This window comes from Dehalobacter sp. MCB1 (assembly GCF_003590275.1).
GTDB lineage: Bacteria > Bacillota > Desulfitobacteriia > Desulfitobacteriales > Syntrophobotulaceae > Dehalobacter.
Genome location: NZ_LXPC01000013.1, coordinates 75,035 through 98,069, shown reverse-complemented (window position 1 = coordinate 98,069; position 23,035 = coordinate 75,035). Strand labels below are relative to the sequence as shown.

The window sequence follows — 23,035 nt, the reverse complement described above, 5'->3', positions numbered from 1 at the left end:
AACAACTCCTTTAAATCGTACGCGCATACAATTTGACTTTAGTTTATAAAAAAGAGATTTATCTGTCTGTCATGAAGAACCATCGATCTTCTTTCCCTATTTGGTCACGTATTCCATGACAACTGCTACATATCTTCAAATATTTTATGACGGATGGTGTATTCCACTAAATCCGCTTTCTTGAACAATTTCAGCTTTTCACTGATACGCCGTTTGTAAGTTTCAACGGTACTGGCGGATAAAAAAAGTATCTCACCAATTTCCCGACCGCTATACCCATGGGAAAGCAAACCAAGTACCTGTCTTTCTCTGGAAGATAGAACCTCAGGGGATATTTCCTTCTGAGGTACTGCCGATGGAATTGAACTCTGAACCCTGTATTTGCCGGCTATTACCTGCACACCATCTGTGCTTAAGAAAACCTCACCCCGCTGGACTTGCTCAATCGCCTTAAGCAGATCCCGGTCAGCCGCTGATTTATGAAGATACCCCATCCCGCCGGCTTCGAGGAACTTTAGCAAATAAAGCTGTTCCGGATGCATGGTAACAGCAATCACTTTAATATTCGGCAGACCTTTGATAATTCGGGCCGTGGCTTCTACTCCGTCAAAATCAGGCAGGGTAATATCCATTAGTACCAAATCCGGCTGCAAATAGAGTACTTCCTCAACCGCATCGGCTCCATTGCCTGCCTCACCAATCACCCGAATATTCGCTTTACTTTCCAGGAACATCCGCAGAGTGTCCCGCAACAGTTTATGGTCGTCTACCAAATAAATTGTTGTCTGCTTTTCCATGCTAACCTCCTACTTGCTTAAACCAAGGGCAGTAAAATATTGAGAGTTAATCCCTGATCCTTTTGATTAAGCAACCAGAATTTACCCTTAGCCAGCTTCACCCGCTCCTCCATCCCCAAAAGACCAAGGCCACTGCTTTTTCTTTCTTCCATGCCTTTACCATTATCTTCAATTTGCAGCAGAAGTTTGTTGCCTTTTACCGTCAAATTAATCATAACGGAACTGGCTCCGGCATGACGGGCGACATTGGTCAGTCCTTCCTGCACCGCCCGGTAAACGATGATCTCCACATCATCGGGTAAGCGTTCCTCCAGATTATGGTGCCTGAACTCTACCGCAATTCCCGTAGAATCTGTGTATTCCTTGATATGAGATTCCAACGCCGCCTGTAAACCTAAATTTTCTAATAGAGCAGGCCGCAAATTATGAGAAATACGCCGGACTTCCTCAAGCGTTTGCTGCGTAATATGAGAAAGACCACCGAGACGCCCTTTCACATAGTCTAAATCCTCTGATTGTTGCAGAATATTCAATTGAAGCAATATGGAGGTCAGCACTTGTCCGACCTCATCATGAAGGGCCAGAGATACCTGTCTGCGGCCATTTTCCAGCTCTTGTTCAGCTTTTTGATAAAGGATGGACAGGGATTTTTCTCTCTCTTTCAAGGCTGTGATCAAATGCGTGGTGCAATAAATATCTGATAAAAGCTGGGATATAGGCTGCAATAGCCGTAGCTCTTCCTGTAATAAGCCGTCTAAAGGAGAGGCCCCCGCCCAGCCTGCCAGCAAAACTCCCTCAATCTTATCTTCTCTTAGCAAAGGCAACAACAGGCATCTCTGCCAGATTCCGCCCTGAAAATAGCGACCGGCTGTTTCTGGAGCGTCAATATATACGGCAGCAGTCGATAAATTCCATCCGATCTGCCGCCAGGAAGAAGCAAAGTGAGAAGAGGCCGAAGAAGAATATTGTTTATGTAAAATATAGTTATTAATCTTTTGCACATAAACCGCACAACCATCTGCCTTGATAACTTCGCAAAATAACTTCGGCAGTTCTTCTTGGATCCGCAGTTGCCCATAATTCGACAGGGCTTCACTTAGCTCCAGTAAAAATGACAATAATAGTTTATTCTCCGACACGATATCCCTCCTTTTTTATATCTTTATCTTATTATAAAATATAATTCAGATGATTTCTGTCGTGAAAAACGTTACAAACCTTGACAAACTGAGCTTTTGTGAACATAACATAGATATCCCGGTAATCACAGCGAGTATTGCCGACATTACCGGGAGCATTATCGGGGAGGCGATTGAATTTAAAATTGATTTTGAAATAAGCTCATATCAAAGGGTCCGAGCCGTTTTCATTACACTAGAAACACTGTAAAATGTACTTATCTCTTTGTCCAAAGGCAAAAACAAAATATTTTGCACAAACATATGTTCCCATATATATTCCATTATATGGTATAATAAGGATGTTAGGAAATAAATTACTGAAAGGAGGTAAAACAGATGGATAACGATCAATTTCAGGAACTGGTACTAAATCAATTGAGTTCTCTTGGGAACAGAATGGAACAACTTGATAACCGGCAGGATCGGTTTGAAGAAGGGCTGCAGCAACTTTACTTTGATCAGCAACAACTCAAGGCAGGCCAGCAGCAGCTTCTCTCTGATCAGCAACAGCTCAAGGCAGGCCAGCAGCAAATCTGGACGAGTATAGATGCAATTGCTGTTAGCCAGGAGCAGATGCAGCAGGACATCCAAACAATTAAGGGGGACATCATCCATATTCGCCAAAGCCAAGCGCGTGTGGAGCATGATCTTTCTGGAAAAGTCAATGCTTTATTCGATTTCCGCGAGAGCCAGATCGAAACGAATCAACGTGTTTCTGAAAGACTAGAACGGCTTGAAGCTAAACGATAAATATTTTTGGATTGTTAGACGAGGACTTTTACATAACGGTTTTATTTACGTCGATGAAGATAAAATTTCCCCGTTAAAATAAATCAGATCACCTTCCGGATAATGCCAGACTGCCTTTAAAATGGTCGGTTTGAAGATGCCGTTCTCATTCCTCTCATAACCTTCATATACCGCAGACCAGGGGATGCTTTGCTTACTGCCGTCAAAACCTACAGCCATTCGGTCATTGGTGGTGCATTCAAGCATTTCTCCCGCTTCATTGAAGGTAAAGATGCCACTCGCGCTTATGCCGAAGGAAGTAATCGACGCTTTAGCATGCGTATCGTCAATCGCTTCCCAAGTGATGTAGTCTTGTAAGGCAATGTTCGGTACATACAAACTCTCTGCGAGCACCGTTGCCAGACAGGCCTTATCCATTTCGACACCCTTTTGGTCAAACAGCGTAAAGGCCTTGGCGATCACGCCTTTCATGGAGCCCACGCCCTGATTGTAGCTGTCGAAGCCCTGAAAAGGAATTCCGTACATCGCACTGTCAATGAAAGCCAAACGGTTTGGCGTTTCAACAAAGTTGTACTGCGTATAGTCAATGGTAAGCGTTGCCTTATCCACGCCGGTGGAAAAAGGTACGCTTTTAAATTCGGTTTTCATCCAGGACATTTTGGAAGTACCAATATAGCCGCAGTGGTTAAAATATTTTTGTACAGGCTCAGGCAGATGGGCAATATCCTGTTCGGTAAAGATTTCTGTTTCCGGTTGGGTCTTGGAAATAAGTTGGATAGCCGCCTTATTAAAGTCTGATTTTAAAGACGAATAAGGTTGGATAAAGTAAACGACGGCCAGCAAAATAATCGCTGCAAGAATACCTGCAATAACACCTAACGTTATCATTTTTTTACTCCTTGATCTCTTCATTTTCATTCTCCATCATTTCAATATTGCGACTGATCTTGACTAATCCTTGATAAAATCTATCCGTTAGTTCAGGGTCGAATCCACTAAAAATCTGCTGCATGAATTCTACTTCCCGCTGTCTGCGCGCCGCAAAATAGGTGTGAAATTTCGGAGTCAGCATAATTCGCAAAGCTCTGGCATCACTTTTATCCTTGGATATGGTGACAAATCCGTGTTCTGCGAGTGTCGCTGCCAGACGCTTGGCATTCTGCCTGGAATAGCCGATATCATCAGCCGCTTCGCTTACAGTCGGCGGCTCTTCAAAACGGGCCACACTAACCAGGAACAGCCACTGTTTAATGGTAATATTCTGATCAAAAGCATCCCCGAGCACTTGTAGCCTGTTAGCTAAAACAAAGATCATTCCGAAAATATTGGCCTGCTTTTTCATTTCGTCCATCTGATACACCTCCAGATCGTTCTTGACTGCCTCCATATAAATAGGTAACATATTACGTTTTTATTATACGTAATATGTTACCTATTTGTCAATCCTTTTGCTCAATTTGTAGAATTTGCAAGCGCTTGCAAATTCTACGGTTATTAAAATAAGTGGTTTGCCGCATTTCTTCTTTCTTCCTTTGTGATAAGCGGCGGGCATATTGTCCAAGGCGATGGTTGCCACATCTTTTCCGGCGTATTCCGAAGATCCACAGAAAGGAACAAGGAAAAATACTAAATTGCAGCATTTCTATATCCTTATAGCCTTTTTGATAAATAAAAAAACTTGGTCCCAGACCAAGTTATAAGACAGGGCAGCCAGCCCAAAATTCGTTTAATTGAAAGATGTTACCCGAAAATATAGCGGAAGTCAACCTATAAGCCGAGTTCTGTACCTCTTGTGAGGTGATGATCATCTATCTAGGACTGCCGTTACCGGCAGCCTCAAGCGACCTTACCCGGGAACAGAGCGGGCAGCTCCATCGTTCCTCTATTTGGTCTTGCTCCAGGTGGGGTTTGCAGGGCCAGCCAGTTACCTGACTGCCGGTGAGCTCTTACCTCACCTTTCCACCCTTACCGCTTGGCAGCGGCGGTATATCTCTGTTGCACTTTCCTCAAAGGGAATCTCCCTCCGCCGGGCGTTACCCGGCACCCTGCCCTGTGGAGCTCGGACTTTCCTCAGAGACGGCCTTTCGGCACTTGTCCCCGCGACCATCCGGTTGACTTCGCTATCCAATCTTACTAGATTATTTGTGTTTGGTCAAATAATTCTTAAGCGTATCTAAAGTAAATCGCCGTAATCAATTTGTTGCCTATTTCATATAGCGTATATCAGGAATGCAATGATTTGTTTCACATTAGTTGCTTCGACAAATTACGGCGTAATCACAGTATATCATTCCAAAAACAAAATTCAAGCTACAATTTATAACACTATAATCAAATTTTCCCTATAATTTTGTAATTATTTTAATTCCTAGTTATGCACAAGTTGTGAACAAATTGTGCATAACTCTTGAGGTCTTATGCTCATCCGTCCAAGAACAACCAGAGCACTATTGGAGTCAACTATAAATTTATCTTTCAGACAATTCTGTCATGTTAATAACTTTATCCACGTTTCAACCACGGCACTTTGCTCGCCGCGCTGATAACCAGTTCTACGTCATCCATTGTTCGATCGGCTCTAATATAATCGTAAAGCGCATGGATCATTGGGATTTCGCTAAGAAAATGCCCGAGCTCACCAACGGCCATACCTGATTCGAGACAATCCAGCACGTTATGGTAGCCGATTTCCCCTGTGATATATAAATCAGCGCCTTTAAAGGCAGCCTTCGCCACAAAACTGCTTCCGCTGCCATTTAATATGGCAATTTTTTTGATCTTTCTGTCAGGATCTCCTGCCAATCGCACTGAAGAACAGTCATGGCCATACTTCTCCGTAAGCTGTTTCAGAAATCCTTCCCACAAATCAGCTAGTCTGACAGGTTTCGGTAATGTTCCGATCACCCCGTATCCTCTGGGTTTTCCGGTATTCCGGAGTGGTATCAGGTCGTAAGCGGGCTCTTCATACGGATGTGCCTTATGCAAAGCCTTCACCGCCCTGCCAAGGCTGCGCTCTTCGACAATGCTCTCGAGTCGGATCTCGGGCACTCTGATCAGCTCTCCAACTTTTCCTATAGTCGGCTCGGCTCCGTCCAGCGCCCGGAACATGCCTTCACCGTTCGTCTGAAAGAAACATTCGCTGTAGGCATCACTGTGCTCGCCATCGGTAATTCCACTGCCGACGCCTTCGGTGGTCAGAGCCTTCCGGATAGTCTCGACGTGTTCTTCCGGAACAAAGGTGACGATCTTGATCAGTTTCTCAGCAGAGGTGGTTTCCAGGAACTCTGTTTTCTGCAGTCCGAGCATTTTCGCAAACATCAGGCTCGATGACAGATACGACTGATCCAGATTCGTGTGGGCAGCATAAAATGAGATCCCATTGCGGAAAAGCAAAAGGGGAACCAATGCCGCCTGGTTGTCCATTCGGAGATTCTTCAGCGGTTTAAACAGCAGCGGGTGGTGGGAAATAATCAGTTCAGCTTTTTCCGAAACAGCTTCTTCGACGGCTTCCATGGTTCCGTCCAGCGTCAGTAGCATCTTATTGACGCGCTGGGCGCTGCTGCCGACCAGGAGTCCAGGATTGTCCCAGTCTTCTGCCCAGGAACGCGGCGCTATCTTTTCGATAAGTTGTTCAACCTGGCCTACTGATACAGCCATTTTTTTATTACCTCCATCATGGCGATTTCCTGCCTGATCTGTTCTGCTTTCTGGGAAACTGCAGCCCTGTTTGTGCGCATCATTTCCAGAACGACTCTTTTGAGATTGCTCGTAGTGTCGGCAATGATGTCGTTTAACCGGGGTTCTTTGCGTTCAATGATCAGCGGTCCGAGTTGCCAGATAAAATTACGCAGCATCTGTTCCAGATCCTTTGCTGCTTCCAACGCAGGCACTCCGGTACAGTCCGCAGCAATATCCTGAATGATCTGCTTCATCCGCTGCTCGACTTCCTCTCTATCCAGGCCTTCTGAGCGGGACAGGCAAATGACGGTATACAGCCTGCCGTCTTCTTCTGTCAGACATTCTTCGCTCAGCCTCCAACCCTCGGAAAGCAGTTCGAATCTAACCCTGTTTTCTGCGCCTTGCGGCTGAAGGATCAATGTCTGGACGCTCTGCAGTACGTCCGGCTTCGTGGCTAGTATTTCAAGGATCGTCACACCTCCCATACCGGCAATGACCAATGTATCGACTTCTCCGGACTCCAGCGGAATCAGGCCGTCTCCCTGCCGGACCTGAATGTTGTCCTGCAGTCCATAGGCTTTGACATTCTCAACGGCAGATTTATAAGGCCCTCTGTGGACATCTACCCCGATCGCCTGGCAAATCACTCCGGCCTGTACCAGATAGACAGGCAGATAGGCGTGATCCGTACCGATATCCCCAACTCTGGCGCCGGCGGGCACCAGTGACGCAATTGTCTCCAGGCGGGAGCCAAGCTTTATAGCCGTTTTATTTTCCAGCTTATTATCTTGTTGTCCTGAAATCATTGTATTCCTCAATGTTATCATCCCTATAACAATAAACTCCGGCTTGCACCAGAGTTTTGTTTTTGATTTCAAATTCATTATTTTTGGTGGTGGGCCCACCTGGGATCGAACCAGGGACCAACCGGTTATGAGCCGGCCGCTCTACCGCTGAGCTATAGGCCCAAAAAATATGGCTCCCCGAGCTGGATTCGAACCAGCAACCTATCGGTTAACAGCCGATTGCTCTACCGTTGAGCTATCGAGGAAAGCCTGCGACGTTTATTATACGGAATTATTGCGCGATGGTCAAGCATGTTTTATCAATTTTATCTTGCGTTATGTGGATTTATTTCAACTTTTCTTAATCCTTTTTAGTCTTATTTATTGTCTTTAGCATAAGAAAATTTTTTAAGAAAGTCCTGATTTTAGTCTAAATAATCCTTCAGTTTTTTGCTGCGGCTTGGATGGCGGAGCTTGCGCAGCGCCTTGGCCTCAATCTGCCTGATTCTTTCTCTGGTTACGCCGAATTCCTGGCCGACTTCCTCCAAGGTCCTGGTACGTCCGTCATCGAGTCCGAAACGCAGTCTGAGGACCTTTTCTTCTCTCGGGGTGAGCGTCTCAAGGACCTCTTCGAGCTGTTCCTTGAGCAGGATGAATGACGCAGCTTCAGAGGGAGCCGGTGCATCCTCATCGGGAATAAAATCTCCGAGGTGGGAATCTTCCTCTTCCCCAATTGGTGTTTCCAAGGAAACAGGTTCCTGGGCGATCTTTAAAATCTCCCGAACACGTTCTTCCGGTATCTCCATGACCTTAGCAGTTTCATCCGGGGTCGGATCGCGGCCCAGTTCCTGCAGGAGCTGTCTGTTAACCCGGATCAGTTTGTTAATCGTTTCAACCATATGAACCGGGATACGAATCGTTCTGGCCTGGTCGGCAATCGCACGTGTAATGGCCTGTCTGATCCACCAGGTCGCATACGTGCTGAATTTAAAGCCTTTGCGGTAATCAAATTTTTCCACAGCTTTAATCAGGCCAAGATTACCCTCTTGAATCAGGTCCAGAAAAAGCATGCCGCGGCCCACATAGCGTTTGGCAATACTGACCACCAGACGCAGGTTTGCTTCGGCCAGACGGCGCTTGGCCATTTCATCCCCGGCCTCCATCTTGAGAGCCAGTTCAATCTCATCTTCCGCTGTCAGCAAAGGAACCCGGCCGATCTCTTTCAGGTACATCCTGACAGGATCGTCAATCCCTACACCTTCAGGAATGGAAAGGTCAATGTCTGTTTCACTGGCGATCTCGTCGGCAAGATCTTTTGTTTCTTTGTCGATAACCACTTCGACGCTGTCGTCAACAACATCAATACCGAGCCCGCTCAGCTGGTCATAGATCTCCTCAATCTGGTCCTCAGAAAGGTCGACCTTCTGCAAAGCATTGGCAATCTCATCATAGGTAAGATTACCCTTGGTTTTGCCCAGCTCAATTAAAGTCGAGACATTTTCCTTTTTCATTTCATCTACGGTCACGGAATTCTCCCCTTCCAGCGGGTAATTCGCAACAAATTGTTTCTTATTATTTTTCGCCACGTTTCAACCGCTCTCCTATCTCCTGGAGCAGGGCAAGCGCCCCAGCCATATCTCCAGATTTTTCCAATAAAATCATTTTGGCCTGCAAATCTTCGATCGTCTCTTTCTTCTTTGTCTCCTTAATCAAAGCAATGCAGTCCTTAAGGAGCATATCGGCTTTATCGAAATCAATGGACAATTCATATATTTCGGCAAGACGCCTTTGAACCTTCTCGTACCAGCTATCATTATCGATAAGATTCAAACTGTTTTCCGGGAAATTCTCGAAGATATATCTATGTTCCTGCAGCCTCCAAAATTCCTGATCCAGGTTGTCAGCTACTTGATTTTTATAATTGGGATTCTCCAGGATGATTCTGAGAATGGTCTGTTCGGCCCGGAAAACTCCTAAATGGACATAAGATTCCTGAAAACTGTCAATGTCCGTCCCTTCTATAGTATTTCTTTTTTTTACAGAAATATCCTGTTGTTGCGAAAAAATTTCTGGATTGCCCCTATTTCCTCTGGTTTTCTTCGTCAGGCTATCGATCTCGTGCTGAACTGCTTCGAGCGTGAGACCGAGCTCCAGACTTAAATATCTTTCATATCCTTCTTTCTCAACTATGCTTGGTACTTTAAGAATATCGGGAGCAAGCTTTCTAATCAGTTCTGCTTTATCCGGTATGGTCCGCAGGGGGGTATCCCGGATCAGCATTTTATATTTAAACTCGATAAAAGTGATGGTATTTTCGAGTTTCTTGCGAAATTCAGCGACGGTGTGCTTTTTCAGAAATTCGTCGGGGTCCTTGGCATCCTCGAACAGCAGTACCTGAATGTTCAGGCCTTCATCAAGAAGGATCTCACCCGCCCGCAGAGCTGCCTGAATCCCTGCTTTATCCGAGTCATAGCCGATTACAATCTTGCCTGCGTATTTTTTAAGCAGCCTGGCCTGATCCTTAGTCAGGGCTGTGCCGAGCGAGGCAACCGCATTTGTGAAGCCTGCTCTTTGCGCTGCAATTGTATCCATATACCCTTCAAGGAGTAAAGAATACCCTGCCTCCCTGATTCCCCGAGAAGCCAGATGAATGCCGTAAAGATTACGTCCTTTATGAAAAAATTTTGTTTCCGGTGAATTCAGATATTTAGGTGTGGAATCATCGAGCACCCGTCCGCCAAAAGCAATTGGAGCGCCTTTGACATCGAGGATGGTATAAATCACTCTGTTACGAAACCTGTCGTAATAACTGATTTCCTGCTCACTGGTTTCCCTGCGGACAGCGAGTCCGAATTGAGCCAGTTCTTCCGGTGCGACTCCTTTGTCCGCAAGTTCCCTGATCAAGCCATCCCACCTGTCCGGTGCAAAACCAAGACGGAAATCCCGGATGACTTCAGATCCAATCCCTCTGTGTTCAAAGTAAGTCAGTCCGGCCTGTCCTTCGGGACGATGCAGAAGCACGTCGTGATAGTAGCGGGCAGCCCACTCATGAATCTCCCGCCAGCGGCTGCGCTGTGCTTCGTTCTTCGTCTCCTCCGGAGAAAGCTCTCTTTCCGGCAGCTCCATCCCATACTTCCCGGCTACCTTCTTCAAAGCTTCGATGAAGGCTAAACCTTCTTTTTTCATCAGGAAAGAAAAAACATTTCCGCCGGTGTGGCAGCCAAAACAGTAGAACATCTGACGATCGGGATTTACATTGAAACTTGGAGTCTTTTCAGAATGAAACGGACAAAGCCCTTGATAGTTTTTGCCCGTACGTTTCAGCACCACATGCTCAGAGATAATTTCAACAATGTCAGCTTGGCGGCGTACTTCTTCGATAAAATCCTCAGATATTTTATGATCCATCCCAGCACGCCCTTCATGGATTTACGTTTTTCTGACAAGCCTTTATCTTTTTCGATAAACTTTTTATTTTTCCTTCTTATTCTAAGACAATTTTTTTACAATTTTTGCTTAGCATCTTATCTCCCTGCTATTCTTTAGGAATAAAAAGATGTTTGAAGATGCTGATGGCGTAGTTGTCTGTCAGACCCGCAACATAGTCGGTGATGGCTTGTTTCAGATCTCCCTCTGTCCGTTTAAGATAATCTTCCGGCAGAATTTCCGAGTGATGCAGGTAATAATCGAAAAGAATTCCCAAAACCAATCGGCTTTTGCTGCGTTCCTCCTGCAGTAAACTGCTGTAGTAGACTCTCTCAAACATAAAGTCACGGAATTCTTTCATGATTGCGGAGATTTCTGCAGACTGACAAATCGTGTCCTTGCCTTCCGAAGCCTGAATCATATCGAGAACCATGGTCGTGATCATTTCGCTGGTACTGGAGCCAATCCCTTTTCTAATCGTGGACGGAAGGTCGTCAACGGACAGAATCTCAGCCCGCAAAGCATCGTCAAAATCGTGGCAGAGATAGGCAATCCTGTCTCCGATCCTTACAATCTGTCCTTCCAGGGTTTTTGGCATTCCAGAACCGGTATGGTGCAGAATTCCGTCCAGGACCTGCTCCGTGAGGTTCAGGCCCTCGCCGTTTCCGGTAAGGACAGTGTAGATCCTGACCGACTGTTCGTTGTGTTCAAAATGGCCGATCAGGGAAGCCAGCGTTTCTTCACCGACGTGTCCAAAAGGTGTATGACCGACATCATGACCCAAGGCAATTGCCTCAATCAGATCTTCATTTAAGCTTAGCCCCCGGCCGATGGTTCGGCAGATCTGTGCGACTTCCAGGCTGTGGGTCATCCTGGTCCGATAGTGATCTCCGATAGGAGCAATATAGACCTGCGTCTTGTGTTTCAGGCGACGAAAAGGCTTGCTATGCAAAATTCTGTCTCTGTCTCGTTGGAACCTGGTTCGAACGCTGCATTCAACTTCCTCTCTCGCTCTCCTTGCTTCGGCGCTTTTCGCTGCCAGGGGCGAGAGCCGCTGGAATTCATGTTCCTCCGTTCTTAACCTGATTGACTGGGACATCTACAACCACCTTCTTCACAAGAATCAAAAGGGATTAGACGCAAAAACAAAAGAAATAGCACCCGAGGCCACAATTCCGCCACTTTCTGGCGGAATAAGCTAAGATTTTGTACTTCGTCTTTTATTTTTCGCAAAAATCCTTCAGACGTTCTTTCAATTCTTTAACTGTTTAATTCAACATTAAGTTTAAAAATCCTGCTTAAATCGTTAAATTGTATCATAGAATAAAACATTTACAAAATACTGTAAAAGTCATCTTTCACGTTTTTAGGAGCACAGACCAGTTAAAAGTACCTAGAAATAACTCACCCTTGTATTCTTCCAGTTGCCAGTTCAATAGTAAGTAAATTTACAAGATAAAAATGAGGTATTGTCTCTTAAATCACTAAAAGACAATACCCATAATCTTTTTGTTGAGTCAACTCTTTACCTTATACTATTTATTGCTTTATTTAATAAACCCTTTTTGTTTCAATGCAGCCTGCGCAGCGCCTAAGCGGGCAATCGGTACGCGGAAGGGTGAACAGGAGACATAGTCCAGGTTAATTTCCTGGCAGAATTCGATCGAGGAAGGATCTCCGCCGTGTTCGCCGCAGATTCCAATTTTGATGCCCGGATTTGCTTTACGTCCAAGATCGACGCAGATCTTCATGATCTTACCGACGCCGTCCCGATCTAAGACTGCAAATGGGTTATTGGCCAAGATATTTTGGTTCAAATAGTCGGGCAGGAATTTACCTTCAGCGTCGTCACGGGAAAAGCCTAAAACGGTCTGGGTAAGGTCGTTAGTTCCAAACGAGAAGAACTCGGCAAACGGTGCAATTTCGTCTGCGGTAAGCGCCGCTCTCGGCACTTCAATCATCGTTCCAATTTGGTAGTTGATCTTGACGCCTTCGGCTTTGATGATTTCCTGGGCAATTTCCTCGGTCTGCTTGCGCAGAATCTCGAGCTCTTTATGATGAATGACGAGCGGGATCTTGACATGCGGACGCACGTCAACTCCTTCTTTCACGAGTCTAGCTGCAGCTTTAAAAATAGCTCTGGACTGCATCGCGTAGATTTCCGGATACGATATTCCAAGACGGCAGCCGCGATGGCCGAGCATCGGATTCATCTCCTGGAGACCGCGGACTTTCTTCAGCAGAACCTCTTTAGCCTTGATTTCCTTTTGGACCTTTTCATCCTGCAGGTTGGCCGTGAGTTTTAATTCCTGAATTTCGAGAGCAAGTTCTTCACCGTTTGGCAGGAATTCATGGAGAGGCGGATCCAGCAGACGAATCGTCACCGGCAGTCCGTGCATGGCCTTCAAGATGCCGTAGAAATCGCCTTCCTGCATCGGCAGAAGTTCAGCCAGGGCGGCTTCTCTTTCGGGAAGCGTCTGGGCCAGAATCATCTTCTGGACAATCGGGATACGGGCAGGATCCATAAACATGTGTTCCGTCCGGCAAAGTCCGATGCCCTGGGCACCAAATTCTCTCGCTTTGGCGGCATCAGGCGGATTATCGGCGTTAGCCATAACCTGAAGCTTTCTGATTCCATCTGCCCACTCCAGAATTTTTTGGAATTCACCGCTTAAGTCAGGATCCTTCATCGGGACAGTTCCTCTGATGACCCGTCCTGTTGCGCCGTCGATCGTAATCTCGGTACCTTCGGGATAAGCATCATCGCCAATCACGAAGATCTTGTCGGCAAGGTTGATTTTCAAAGCATCACAGCCGCAGACTGCAGGTTTGCCCATATGTCTGGCTACAACAGCAGCGTGGCTGGTCATGCCTCCCCTGCTGGTCAGAATCCCTTGGGCTGCGAGCATGCCATGAATATCATCCGGGGTGGTTTCCGTACCAACGAGAATGACTTTTTCTCCGGCCTGGCCGAGCTTTTCAGCTTCGTCCGCACTGAAGATAATCTTGCCGGAAGCTGCTCCCGGTGAGGCAGGCAGTCCTGTCGCTACGACGTCGAGCTTGGCGGCATCGTCGATTCTGCGGTGCAGCAGTTTTTCTAATTGATGCGGATCAATTCTCTCGACTGCTTCTTCCTTGGTGATGAGACCTTCCTGACAAAGTTCGACAGCAATGCGGATCGCAGCAGAAATCGTACATTTTCCGTTACGGGTCTGGAGTATGTAGAGTCTGCCTTTTTCAATCGTGAATTCGATATCCTGCATGTTTTTATAATGGTTCTCCAGATTCTTGGCGATTTCGCTGAACTGGCGGTAAATTTCCGGATTGTCATTTTGCAGGCTGTCAATCGAAAGCGGTGTACGGATACCTGCAACGACGTCCTCACCCTGGGCATTCATCAAATATTCCCCATACAAGTGTTTTTCCCCAGTTGACGGGTTCCGGGTAAAGGCCACGCCCGTACCAGAGTCATTACCCATGTTGCCGAATACCATTGACTGGACGTTGACGGCGGTGCCGTAGCTGTCCGGAATACCGTTGGCTTTCCTGTACACGATCGCCCGGTGGTTATTCCAGGATTTGAAAACGGCGGTGATCGCTTCCTTAAGTTGTTCATACGGATCATCAGGAAATGGTACGCCGGTCTCCTGCTTAACAAGCGCTTTAAACTTAACCACAAGTCCTTTCAGGCTTTCCGGAGAAAGCTCGGAATCGAACGTTACACCCTGTTTTTCTTTGACTTCTTCCAGGATATTCTCAAATTTGTGACTGGCGATTCCAAGTACGACATCGCCAAACATTTGGATAAAACGTCGGTAGCAGTCAAAAGCAAATCTCTCATTGCCTGTTGCCTTGCTGACGCCGCTGGCTGTTCCTTCGTTCAAACCGAGGTTCAGGATTGTATCCATCATCCCGGGCATGGAAACCCTCGCGCCGGAACGGACCGAAACCAGAAGTGGGTTTTCGGGATCGCCAAATTTCTTGCCGCTTGCTTTCTCGACATCCTGGATCGCGGGAAGGATCTGTTCCCATAATCCTCCGGGCAGCTGCTCACCGCAGTCATAGTATTCGAGGCAGGCTTCTGTGGTAATCGTAAAGCCTTGCGGGACATTCAGTCCGATGTTGGTCATTTCAGCCAGGTTTGCTCCCTTGCCTCCAAGAAGGTTTTTCATGTCGGCACTGCCTTCACGAAACAAGTACACATATTTTTTGTCAACCATCTTTTCTCAACTCCCCGTTTATTGTTACTTTCTGCAGGATCACACTTGCGGTTTCTTCGACCGCTTTATTGGTGGTATCTATGATTACACAGCCAATCTTTTTCATGATCTGTTTGGCATAGTCGAGCTCCTCCATAATCCTGTTTAGATTGGCATAATCGGCGGATGCTCCCAGTCCCAGCGTTTTCAGCCGTTCACTGCGTATTTGGTTCAGTTTTTCCGGGCTTAAGATCAGCCCGAAGACTTTATTCCGGGGAACTTCAGACAGTTCCCGGGGCGGTGTCACTTCCGGCACCAGCGGTATATTCGCAGCCTTAATCCCTTTATGGGCAAGGTACATACTTAGCGGTGTTTTCGAGGTCCGGGACACACCTATTAGGACAACATCAGCATATAGCAGTCCTCGCGGGTCCTTGCCATCGTCATATTTAACTGCAAACTCCACAGCCTCTACCTTCCGAAAGTACTGTTCATCCAGCCGATGCGTAACATTCGGTATATTTTTGGGATCAAGTCCGGTTTTATCAGCCAATGCCGAAATCAGCGGACTCAAAATATCGATGGTTATTAAATTTTTTTCTCTGGCCCTTCGTTCTATGTAGAGCCTTAGGTTTGTCAGAACCAGCGTGTAAACGAGAATTGCCTGTTCCTCAACCGCTTCTTCCAGGATCTCGTCAATATGGATTTCATCCTGGACATAAGGCACCCGGCGAATTTTTGTCTTTATTCCGTTAAACTGTGCTGCTGCCGCCCTGCTGACAAACTCTGCCGTCTCTCCCAGCGCATCGGAAATCACATAAATTACCGGGATTTGATCGGTCACCGAAACACCCCCTCACTTTCTCCATTAAAATAGGTTTGCGGTATTTGGAAATTTTTCTTGGCCCAGTTCTACGAACAAGTTGGTAACATTGGTCTTCGTAAATCTGCCAACTACCTCGAAACTTTCGCGACCTTCCTCATTGATGTAGCTTTCGACGACTGGAAGCGTGTCAATTTGGTGCAGCACCAGCTTTCTGGCAGCCTCAAGTACGGATTCATCGGACGCGGCCATGATAATATTCGGCATCCTTGTCATGATGACACTGATTGGCACCCCATGCAGGTCCATATTGCCAAGTGAAGCCTTAAGAATATCCTTGCGGGAAACCATTCCTTTAAGCTCACGTTCATTATTGATCACGATCAGACTACCGACGTTGTTCGTGAACATGGATACGACAGCATCGTAAATCGAGATGCTCTCTTTGACAGCAGCCGCAATTGATTTGAAATCACCGACTCTGAGCTGACGCACCCTTTGGGCGATAGGTGAAGGTCCCGTATTTCCATTATAAAAATAGCCAACTCGGGGACGTGCCTCCAATACACCCGCCATGGTCAGGATGGTCAGATCAGGTCTTAAGGTCGCCCTGTTCAAATTCAGTTGACTGGCTATTTGTTCTCCCGTCATCGGGCTGGATTTTTTCACAAGTTCTAGGATCTTCTCCTGGCGCTCGGAAAGCTGCATTTTTCTCACCCTCCGGAAAATAGAAACTAAAGTTCAAATATAGTAGCACATTGACCATAATTCAATGATATAGTATGTCATATTTCTATATTATATAACATATTCGAGAAAAGAAAAGCCTTATCTTTAAAAAGAAAGCAAAAATAAGGCTGGACCTATGCCAGAAGTGTCAGGTCTCCGAGACAGCCCAGCGCTTCCGCACAGCTCTTCAACAATCCCAGACGAGCATTTCTGAGCTTTTCATCTTCGACCATGATCATGACATCTTCGAACAGTTTTTCGATCAATGGCACGATTTCAGCAGCAAACGCATAGGCTTTCCTAAAATCTGCATTGTTCACAGCCGTCCGGATTAACGGAGCTTTTTCGTGCAGGCATTGAGCCAGCGTCAGCTCCGAGCTTCCTTGTAGATTGGAAACCTGCCATGCTTCGGCAGCTGCTTTCTTGCAGAGGTTCACGCAACGGACATAGGCGTTGCTGTAGGAAACAAAGTCGTCAGCTTCATCCCTGACTTGGGCGAGTACTACGGCCTTTTTCATTAGATGAGCAGGCTTTTCTATTCCGTGGGCCATGACAGCGTCAATCGTATCGTAGCGCAGTCCGGATTCCTGGAGCAGGTAGCGGACCCTTTGAATGAAGAAGTCCAGAAGGGCCGGTCTGATCTTCTCCAGCGGTTCCAGCGTGATTCCCTGCACGGTAAAGATGCTGTAGGACTCTTCGATTAGCCGCAGAAGAGACAGGTTCAGTTCGTCTTGAACCATCAAGCCGACGATTCCAAGCGCCTGACGCCTTAGCGCATACGGGTCCTGCGAACCGGTGGGTTGGATGCCGATCCCGAAAGAACCGACGATTGCATCAAGCTTATCTGCGAGACTGACCACTTTCCCGGTTACAGAGGAAGGGAACACGTCTCCAGCATGACGCGGACGGTAATGTTCGAGAATTCCAGCACAAACGGCCGGGGCTTCGCCATTGCTTCCGGCATAATATGCACCCATGATTCCCTGAAGTTCAGGGAAATCGTAAACCATGTGCGATACAAGATCTGCTTTGGCCAGATAGGCCGTCCGGTCGACCAGTTCTATTTCTTTTGTATTGAGACCCATTTCGTTCGCAATCGCAACAGCCAGTTTCTGAAGACGGGCGACCCTTTGTCCGACGGTACCAAGCTTCTCGTGATACACAACCCTGTCGAGTTTTGGAATCAGGGTATGCAGCGGACTTTTCAGATCTTCCCGGTAATAGAAAGCAGCATCTTCCAGACGGGCTTTGAGCACTTTCTTATTGCCCTCTTTCACGATATCGAGCGAGGTTCTATCGCCATTCCGTACCGTAATGAAGTATGGCAGTAATTTACCGTCTTCTGCCCTGACCGGAAAATAACGCTGATGTTCCTTCATCGGCGTGGTGATGACTTCTCCCGGCAGGACCATATATTTGACATCGACTTCGCCCAGAAGAGCGGTCGGATATTCCACCAGATGACATATCTCTGTCAGCAGGTCCTCGTCCTGGTCGACTTTGCCGCCAACCTTAGCGGCCAATAGCTGGATCTGGCTCCAGATATTCTGTTTTCTTTTCTCTTGGTCGGCCAGCACAAAGACCGATTCCAATGCATTCAGATATTCAGCCGGCTGAACGATCCGGATATAGCTGCCAAGTGTACGGTGTCCACGAGAGGTTCTTCCGGCCTGAATTCCGGCATAGCTGAAAGGGATTACCTCGTCGCCAAACAAGGAGATCAGCCAGCGGATCGGGCGCGCAAAACGGATGTCATAATCTCCCCAGCGCATCGGTTTCGGAAAATTAAGGCTTGTAACCAGATTCAGCGAGACCTGTGGCAGCAGCTTTTCGGTTTCTTCGCCTTTTTGGGATTTTACAGCATACACATAGGGCACGCCATTGATTTCTTTCAGAAAAAAGTCTTCGGTCTTAACACCCTGTCCGCGTGCAAATCCTTCAGCCGCTTTTGTCGGTTTGCCTTCGGCATCGAATGCAGCCTTCTGAGCAGGCCCTTTGACTTCTTCACTGATATCCTGCTGCTTTTCAGCCAGGGCTTCTACATAGAGTGTCAGACGCCTCGGTGTCACAAAACACTGCAGATTCTTATACGCTAAACGCAGTTCCGCCAGCATTTTTCGGGCATTGTTCTCCAGCTGGGCCACTGCACCTGGTGCAAACTTAGCGGGCATTTCTTCCATGCCTATTTCCAGTAAAAAGTCCTTGCTCATTTTTATTCCCCCCTTTTTTTCAGCAAAGGAAACCCAAGTGTTTCCCTCTGGGTGACATAGGCCTGGGCACACAGACGGGCTAGGTTTCTTACTCTGGCAATGTACCCGGTTCTTTCCGTCACACTGATTGCACCCCGGGCTTCCAGAAGGTTAAACGCATGGGAGCATTTCAGTACATAGTCGTAAGCCGGCACGACCAGGCCTGCCTGGACGGTCCGCTCTGCTTCCTTCTCGTACATATCAAACCACTGCCGCAGCGCATCAATATCGGCCACTTCAAAGTTGTAGCGTGAAAAATCAATTTCATTCTGCAGATAAATATCACCGTAGCTGATATCTCCGACCCACTCAATATCAAAGACGCTGTCCTTGCCCTGAATGAAGGTCGCGAGCCGTTCTATTCCATACGTGATTTCTGCGCAGACGGGTTTGCAGTCAATGCCACCGCACTGCTGAAAATAGGTAAACTGGGTGATTTCCATGCCGTCCAGCCAAACTTCCCAGCCAAGTCCCCAGGCCCCCAGTGTAGGGGATTCCCAGTTGTCTTCCACAAACCGGATATCATGGTCAGCCGGATTAATCCCGAGCCGTTCCAGGCTTTCGAGATAAAGCTCCTGGACATTATCCGGCGAAGGCTTCAGAATGACCTGATACTGAAAATAGTGCTGCAGACGGTTCGGATTTTCACCGTATCTGCCGTCAGTCGGACGCCTGGACGGCTCCACATAAGCCACATTCCAGGGTTCCGGGCCAAGTGCCCGCAAAAAGGTAGCCGGATTCATGGTTCCTGCGCCTTTTTCAATATCGTAGGGCTGGGCAATAATGCATCCCTGTTCACCCCAAAACTGGTTAAGGTCCAGAATAAGATCTTGAAATTTCATCAATTTTCCTCCTTTTTAGATCAGACCAAATAAACGCAATCCATGCAAGAATCGTAATAGCAACGAAAAAAATAAACCCCCATCCATACAGCAAATGATTGCTGCAGGGACGAGAGTATTTCCCGCGGTTCCACCCTGCTTGATTCACAATGTACTTACGTAACTTTGTCACGTAACTTGGAATCCTCTTTGAACCTGGTCCGCTCCAGACTGCCCAACCTGTTTTCACCTGTCCGGCTCCCACCCTCCCGGACTCTCTTAGCGGCTATCGCAGGTATCTTTTCCATCTATGCGGACAAAATATTTTCATAAAAAGGAAGCTACTTATATGCAGCATACCTTTATCTGAAATATTATATGCTAATAAACCTCCACTGTCAATTCTTCCAGAACTCACTGCCTTGTCTCCAGGCCAGGAGTCTGCGTTCAAATTTCTGTTCACAGTAGTAGCACAGGCTTTCGAGGATTTCCTGCCGCATTTTTTTGTTCCAGCGCATTCGGTCAAGCTTCGTGAGATCAGCCTGGTACAGCTGGCGCATCAAGGCCAGGCTTCCCGGATTCAGCGCTCTGACAATCCGGTTGTTTTTACAAGCAGCACAGAGAAAACCTCCGGCCTCCGCACTCAAATAGACCTGTTCTCCGTAAAGGTCTCCGCCACATTCGGTACAACCCTCCATCGATGGCAAATAGCCCTGCAGGTGCATTAGCCTGAGCGCATAAGCGGCCTGAGCCATATATGCATTAAGATGTTTGAGCAAAAAAAGAAAACTTAAGGTAAGGGTGAACAATTCTGGATCAGGCTGTTCTCTGACAGTAGAAATATCCAGCAGCTCGACCATTGCCGACGCGGTGATCGTCCGGTCAAAATCGTCCCAGAGATGGATGAAATTCTCCCGGGGCTGAGCCTGATTCACCGTATCCAGTGTTTTCCCCCTGTACAGCAAAAAATCGGCATACGTAAAAAGCTGCGTCCCACCTCTTTGGGTACTTTTGGGTTTTCGAACTCCCTTGGCCACAGCCTCAAGCTTTCCTTTTTCCCTTGAAAAAAGCGTGACGAGCCTGTCCGACTCACCATACTCCCTGCTGCGGATTACAATTGCATCCGCCTGATAGACCGCCATCTCCCAACATCATCCCCGGTCGTGTCTTTATTCCCTATTATACCCTCAATAGATGCTATCTTTTTGGAATACATCTAAGAACTAAATACTACTGGATTATTGCGATTCCGGAACTGGTTCCGAGTCTGTCGGCGCCTGCTTCAATCAGTTCCAAGGCAAACTCTTTCGTCTTAATCCCGCCGGATGCTTTGACTTTAACAGCAGGACCTGCCCAATTTTTCAGGTTCTTGACGTCTTCAACTGTTGCGCCACCAAAATAACCGGTCGATGTTTTGATATAGTCTGCTCCGGCTTCCCGAATAATCTCAGCCGCTTTTTGTTTTTCGTCCTCGTTTAAAAGTCCGGTTTCAATAATTATTTTTATTTTTAGACCGCAGCCCTGGGCCGTCTGGACCATCAAATTCACATCACGCTGTACGGCCTTCCAATCGCCTGATTTGGCTTTGCTGATGCACATCACGGCATCAACCTCCCTCGCACCATGGGCCTTCGCTGCCAAAATCTCCTGCATCTTTATTTCGGTAAACGCAGCACCAAGCGGAAAACCTATGACCGTGCACGGTATGACACTCGTTCCGTGGAGCAAGCGTGCGGCGGTACAAATATACACAGGGTTTACACAAATGGAAGTAAAGCCGTGTTTAACAGCCTCATGGCAAAGATCAACAATATCCTTCTCCGTCGCTTCAGGTTTCAGAAGCGTATGATCAATTCTTCCGGCGATATTCATAAGTCTACCTTCCCTTCAGCGTTCTTTTATACTTTCCCGTATCGCTAATATGCTAAGACACTCTATTTTTTAGTAAGCCTAATTTACCCCACAGCATTTATTCTTTCAGGTCCTTCAAATTATACCCCAGATCCCTGAGCTGGTTATTCTGGTTGCGCCAGTCCTTCTTGACTTTGACCCAAAGCTCAAGGAATACCTTGCTGCCCAGCAGCGTTTCAATTTCTTCCCGGGCAAGCCTTCCGACTTCTTTTAAGACGCTTCCTTCCTTACCAATGACAATTCCTTTCTGGGAATCACGTTCAACAAGGATCACAGCCCCTATCTTAATCAAGGATTTTTTCTCTTCCATTTTATCAACCACGACCGCGACCGAGTGCGGAACTTCTTCTCTGGTCAGGTTCATCAGCTTTTCTCTAATCAGCTCTGCAACGACAAACTTCTCCGGCTGGTCAATGACGACATCATCCGGAAAATACATTGGGCCAGGTGAAAGCGCTTCAAAAATCAGATCCATTAACTTCGCAGTATTCTCGGACTGTAAAGCTGAAATCGGAACAATTTCTCTAAAATCTGCTATTTTGGAAAAGCCGGCTATTTTCTCCAGCAGCTGATCCTTGGAAATGAGGTCAATTTTATTTAAGGCCAAAATGCAGGGAATTCCGCTGTCCTTAATGACCTGAAGCACGTATTCATCCCCCGATCCAAACGGCACGGAGGCATCGACGACGCATATCGCAAAATCAACCCCCTGCAAAGTGCTTTTGGCGGCCGCGACCATGTATTCGCCCAGGCGGTGCTTCGGTTTATGAATACCGGGCGTGTCAAAAAAAATGACCTGCCCGCGTTCTTCGGTAAGGATACACCGGATTCTGTTTCTGGTTGCCTGCGGCTTATCGGATATAATCAGCACTTTCTGACCCAAAAGCGTATTTAGTAAGGTCGATTTTCCAGCATTGGGCCGTCCGATCACTGCAACAAAACCCGATCGAAAAACTTTATTATCCTGCTTGTTCAACTGTTTTACCATCCTTGTATCATAAGTCTCGTATCATAAAATTGTGTATCCTATCGTTGTATATCCTATAGCTGTATATCATGTGGTCTCTTATCCTAAGTGCTTTTTAAAAACTCCGGGCCAAACGAATCAGGGAGAATATCCTTCAAACTGGTTTTCCTGATTTCTCCGCTGCCATTGCTGAGTAAAACAAGGCAGTCCGAGGCGAACTCCCGGATCACCTGCCGGCAGGCACCACATGGGGACGGCATCTCCTCGAGCGGAACTGCGACAGCAACCGCTTTGATCCGCCTTTCCCCCAATCCGATCCCATGGAATACGGCATTGCGTTCCGCACAGACACTCAGACCATAGGAAGCATTTTCGACATTGACACCGGAAGTGATCCTTCCTGATTCCCAGAGAACGGCGGCGCCAACCTTGTAGCAGGAGTAAGGGGCATAAGCATCTTCACAAGCTTGATGCGCCTGGCGAATCAGCTCCGCAGCCTGGTTGATATCTATAGACTGATCAATAACTATAGCCTGATCATTCCTCATCCACATCCGCCCGCCCCCTTAGATTAGAGAAATCTAACGACATGCAAACTATTTTTTTCAAAGGTATCTTATAATCAGTCTGTGGGCCACAGTTCCGCCGTGAGCGGAGCACGATGCGGAGCGCGGCTTTTTGTGCCATGGAGGGCACAATAGCCGAAAGGCGGTATTGTT

At 47.0% G+C, this 23,035-nt stretch carries 21 protein-coding genes, 2 tRNA genes and 1 other RNA gene; 2 read left to right on the top strand and 22 right to left on the bottom strand.

The window, feature by feature from the left end; genetic code table 11:
• Window positions 1–125: 125 nt before the first annotated feature.
• The gene (locus A7K50_RS10425) at window positions 126–797 is read right to left on the bottom strand and encodes a response regulator transcription factor (RefSeq protein WP_119776070.1); all 672 of its coding nucleotides are present in this window, start codon (window positions 795–797) and stop codon (window positions 126–128) included.
• Window positions 798–814: 17 nt separating this feature from the next.
• Window positions 815–1,936: a sensor histidine kinase gene (locus A7K50_RS10420; protein ID WP_119776069.1), complete on the bottom strand. Its 1,122-nt coding sequence runs from the start codon at window positions 1,934–1,936 to the stop codon at window positions 815–817.
• A 61-nt stretch (window positions 1,937–1,997) separates the two neighbouring features.
• Here A7K50_RS10420 and A7K50_RS10415 point away from each other — a divergent pair, with 61 nt between their 5' ends.
• Both A7K50_RS10415 and A7K50_RS10410 read left to right on the top strand, forming a co-directional pair.
• On the top strand, window positions 1,998–2,186 hold the full coding sequence (locus tag A7K50_RS10415; RefSeq protein ID WP_119776067.1) for a hypothetical protein: 189 nt from the start codon (window positions 1,998–2,000) through the stop codon (window positions 2,184–2,186).
• 128 nt (window positions 2,187–2,314) lie between these two features.
• Window positions 2,315–2,728, top strand: coding sequence for a hypothetical protein (locus A7K50_RS10410; RefSeq protein ID WP_119776066.1), 414 nt, complete (start codon window positions 2,315–2,317; stop codon window positions 2,726–2,728).
• 45 nt (window positions 2,729–2,773) lie between these two features.
• Here the strand turns inward: A7K50_RS10410 and A7K50_RS10405 are convergent, their stop codons facing one another.
• From A7K50_RS10405 to A7K50_RS10315, 20 genes are all read right to left on the bottom strand, one after another.
• Window positions 2,774–3,616 (bottom strand): DUF6544 family protein, encoded by an 843-nt coding sequence (locus tag A7K50_RS10405; protein ID WP_119776064.1) that lies wholly within the window; start codon window positions 3,614–3,616, stop codon window positions 2,774–2,776.
• A gap of 4 nt (window positions 3,617–3,620) precedes the next feature.
• A complete protein-coding gene (locus tag A7K50_RS10400; RefSeq protein WP_119776063.1) occupies window positions 3,621–4,079 on the bottom strand; it encodes a MarR family transcriptional regulator in 459 nt (152 codons plus the stop codon).
• 403 nt (window positions 4,080–4,482) lie between these two features.
• Window positions 4,483–4,847, bottom strand: an RNA gene (rnpB, locus tag A7K50_RS10395) — RNase P RNA component class A.
• A gap of 383 nt (window positions 4,848–5,230) precedes the next feature.
• Window positions 5,231–6,385, bottom strand: coding sequence for a Nif3-like dinuclear metal center hexameric protein (locus A7K50_RS10390; RefSeq protein ID WP_119776061.1), 1,155 nt, complete (start codon window positions 6,383–6,385; stop codon window positions 5,231–5,233).
• Entirely contained in the window at window positions 6,370–7,212 is an 843-nt protein-coding gene (locus A7K50_RS10385; protein ID WP_119776321.1) for a class I SAM-dependent methyltransferase, read from the bottom strand. The genes A7K50_RS10390 and A7K50_RS10385 overlap by 16 nt, the downstream gene beginning before the upstream one ends.
• 87 nt (window positions 7,213–7,299) lie before the next feature.
• A tRNA-Ile gene (locus A7K50_RS10380) sits at window positions 7,300–7,374 on the bottom strand.
• 8 nt (window positions 7,375–7,382) lie between these two features.
• Window positions 7,383–7,457: transfer RNA gene (locus A7K50_RS10375), tRNA-Asn, on the bottom strand.
• A gap of 159 nt (window positions 7,458–7,616) precedes the next feature.
• Window positions 7,617–8,777 (bottom strand): RNA polymerase sigma factor RpoD, encoded by a 1,161-nt coding sequence (gene rpoD, locus A7K50_RS10370; RefSeq protein WP_119776059.1) that lies wholly within the window; start codon window positions 8,775–8,777, stop codon window positions 7,617–7,619.
• On the bottom strand, window positions 8,764–10,599 hold the full coding sequence (gene dnaG / locus A7K50_RS10365; RefSeq protein ID WP_119776057.1) for a DNA primase: 1,836 nt from the start codon (window positions 10,597–10,599) through the stop codon (window positions 8,764–8,766). Before dnaG ends, rpoD begins: the two co-directional genes overlap by 14 nt.
• 127 nt (window positions 10,600–10,726) lie before the next feature.
• Window positions 10,727–11,716 carry a deoxyguanosinetriphosphate triphosphohydrolase gene (locus A7K50_RS10360; RefSeq protein WP_119776056.1) on the bottom strand — a complete coding sequence of 330 codons (990 nt, stop codon included), beginning with the start codon at window positions 11,714–11,716 and terminating at the stop codon, window positions 10,727–10,729.
• A 448-nt stretch (window positions 11,717–12,164) separates the two neighbouring features.
• The gene (ppdK, locus tag A7K50_RS10355) at window positions 12,165–14,837 is read right to left on the bottom strand and encodes a pyruvate, phosphate dikinase (protein WP_119776054.1); all 2,673 of its coding nucleotides are present in this window, start codon (window positions 14,835–14,837) and stop codon (window positions 12,165–12,167) included.
• On the bottom strand, window positions 14,830–15,660 hold the full coding sequence (locus A7K50_RS10350; protein WP_119776053.1) for a pyruvate, water dikinase regulatory protein: 831 nt from the start codon (window positions 15,658–15,660) through the stop codon (window positions 14,830–14,832). The genes ppdK and A7K50_RS10350 overlap by 8 nt, the downstream gene beginning before the upstream one ends.
• A gap of 24 nt (window positions 15,661–15,684) precedes the next feature.
• On the bottom strand, window positions 15,685–16,347 hold the full coding sequence (locus A7K50_RS10345; protein WP_020491503.1) for a helix-turn-helix transcriptional regulator: 663 nt from the start codon (window positions 16,345–16,347) through the stop codon (window positions 15,685–15,687).
• A 155-nt stretch (window positions 16,348–16,502) separates the two neighbouring features.
• Window positions 16,503–18,578: a glycine--tRNA ligase subunit beta gene (glyS, locus tag A7K50_RS10340; protein ID WP_119776051.1), complete on the bottom strand. Its 2,076-nt coding sequence runs from the start codon at window positions 18,576–18,578 to the stop codon at window positions 16,503–16,505.
• Window positions 18,579–18,580: 2 nt separating this feature from the next.
• Window positions 18,581–19,459, bottom strand: a complete 879-nt coding sequence (glyQ, locus tag A7K50_RS10335; protein WP_119776049.1) for a glycine--tRNA ligase subunit alpha — start codon at window positions 19,457–19,459, stop codon at window positions 18,581–18,583.
• A 155-nt stretch (window positions 19,460–19,614) separates the two neighbouring features.
• A complete protein-coding gene (locus tag A7K50_RS14485; RefSeq protein WP_282433204.1) occupies window positions 19,615–19,746 on the bottom strand; it encodes a hypothetical protein in 132 nt (43 codons plus the stop codon).
• 90 nt (window positions 19,747–19,836) lie between these two features.
• Window positions 19,837–20,580 carry a DNA repair protein RecO gene (gene recO, locus A7K50_RS10330; protein ID WP_119776048.1) on the bottom strand — a complete coding sequence of 248 codons (744 nt, stop codon included), beginning with the start codon at window positions 20,578–20,580 and terminating at the stop codon, window positions 19,837–19,839.
• Between the two features lie 88 nt (window positions 20,581–20,668).
• On the bottom strand, window positions 20,669–21,310 hold the full coding sequence (gene deoC, locus A7K50_RS10325) for a deoxyribose-phosphate aldolase (RefSeq protein ID WP_119776046.1): 642 nt from the start codon (window positions 21,308–21,310) through the stop codon (window positions 20,669–20,671).
• A 97-nt stretch (window positions 21,311–21,407) separates the two neighbouring features.
• A complete protein-coding gene (era, locus tag A7K50_RS10320) occupies window positions 21,408–22,337 on the bottom strand; it encodes a GTPase Era (RefSeq protein WP_199698278.1) in 930 nt (309 codons plus the stop codon).
• Between the two features lie 83 nt (window positions 22,338–22,420).
• Window positions 22,421–22,864 carry a cytidine deaminase gene (locus A7K50_RS10315; protein ID WP_119776320.1) on the bottom strand — a complete coding sequence of 148 codons (444 nt, stop codon included), beginning with the start codon at window positions 22,862–22,864 and terminating at the stop codon, window positions 22,421–22,423.
• Window positions 22,865–23,035: the final 171 nt, after the last annotated feature.

Coding starts and splice junctions, on each gene's coding strand:
- A7K50_RS10315 (WP_119776320.1), bottom strand. CDS start 22,864: ATGAGGAATGATCAGGCTATAGTTATTGATCAGTCTATAGATATCAAC.
- glyS (WP_119776051.1), bottom strand. CDS start 18,578: ATGAGCAAGGACTTTTTACTGGAAATAGGCATGGAAGAAATGCCCGCT.
- deoC (WP_119776046.1), bottom strand. CDS start 21,310: ATGAATATCGCCGGAAGAATTGATCATACGCTTCTGAAACCTGAAGCG.
- A7K50_RS10345 (WP_020491503.1), bottom strand. CDS start 16,347: ATGCAGCTTTCCGAGCGCCAGGAGAAGATCCTAGAACTTGTGAAAAAA.
- A7K50_RS10400 (WP_119776063.1), bottom strand. CDS start 4,079: ATGGACGAAATGAAAAAGCAGGCCAATATTTTCGGAATGATCTTTGTT.
- A7K50_RS14485 (WP_282433204.1), bottom strand. CDS start 19,746: ATGGAAAAGATACCTGCGATAGCCGCTAAGAGAGTCCGGGAGGGTGGG.
- A7K50_RS10360 (WP_119776056.1), bottom strand. CDS start 11,716: ATGTCCCAGTCAATCAGGTTAAGAACGGAGGAACATGAATTCCAGCGG.
- glyQ (WP_119776049.1), bottom strand. CDS start 19,459: ATGAAATTTCAAGATCTTATTCTGGACCTTAACCAGTTTTGGGGTGAA.
- era (WP_199698278.1), bottom strand. CDS start 22,337: ATGGTAAAACAGTTGAACAAGCAGGATAATAAAGTTTTTCGATCGGGT.
- A7K50_RS10405 (WP_119776064.1), bottom strand. CDS start 3,616: ATGATAACGTTAGGTGTTATTGCAGGTATTCTTGCAGCGATTATTTTG.
- A7K50_RS10410 (WP_119776066.1), top strand. CDS start 2,315: ATGGATAACGATCAATTTCAGGAACTGGTACTAAATCAATTGAGTTCT.
- A7K50_RS10385 (WP_119776321.1), bottom strand. CDS start 7,212: ATGATTTCAGGACAACAAGATAATAAGCTGGAAAATAAAACGGCTATA.
- recO (WP_119776048.1), bottom strand. CDS start 20,580: ATGGCGGTCTATCAGGCGGATGCAATTGTAATCCGCAGCAGGGAGTAT.
- A7K50_RS10425 (WP_119776070.1), bottom strand. CDS start 797: ATGGAAAAGCAGACAACAATTTATTTGGTAGACGACCATAAACTGTTG.
- ppdK (WP_119776054.1), bottom strand. CDS start 14,837: ATGGTTGACAAAAAATATGTGTACTTGTTTCGTGAAGGCAGTGCCGAC.
- dnaG (WP_119776057.1), bottom strand. CDS start 10,599: ATGGATCATAAAATATCTGAGGATTTTATCGAAGAAGTACGCCGCCAA.
- A7K50_RS10390 (WP_119776061.1), bottom strand. CDS start 6,385: ATGGCTGTATCAGTAGGCCAGGTTGAACAACTTATCGAAAAGATAGCG.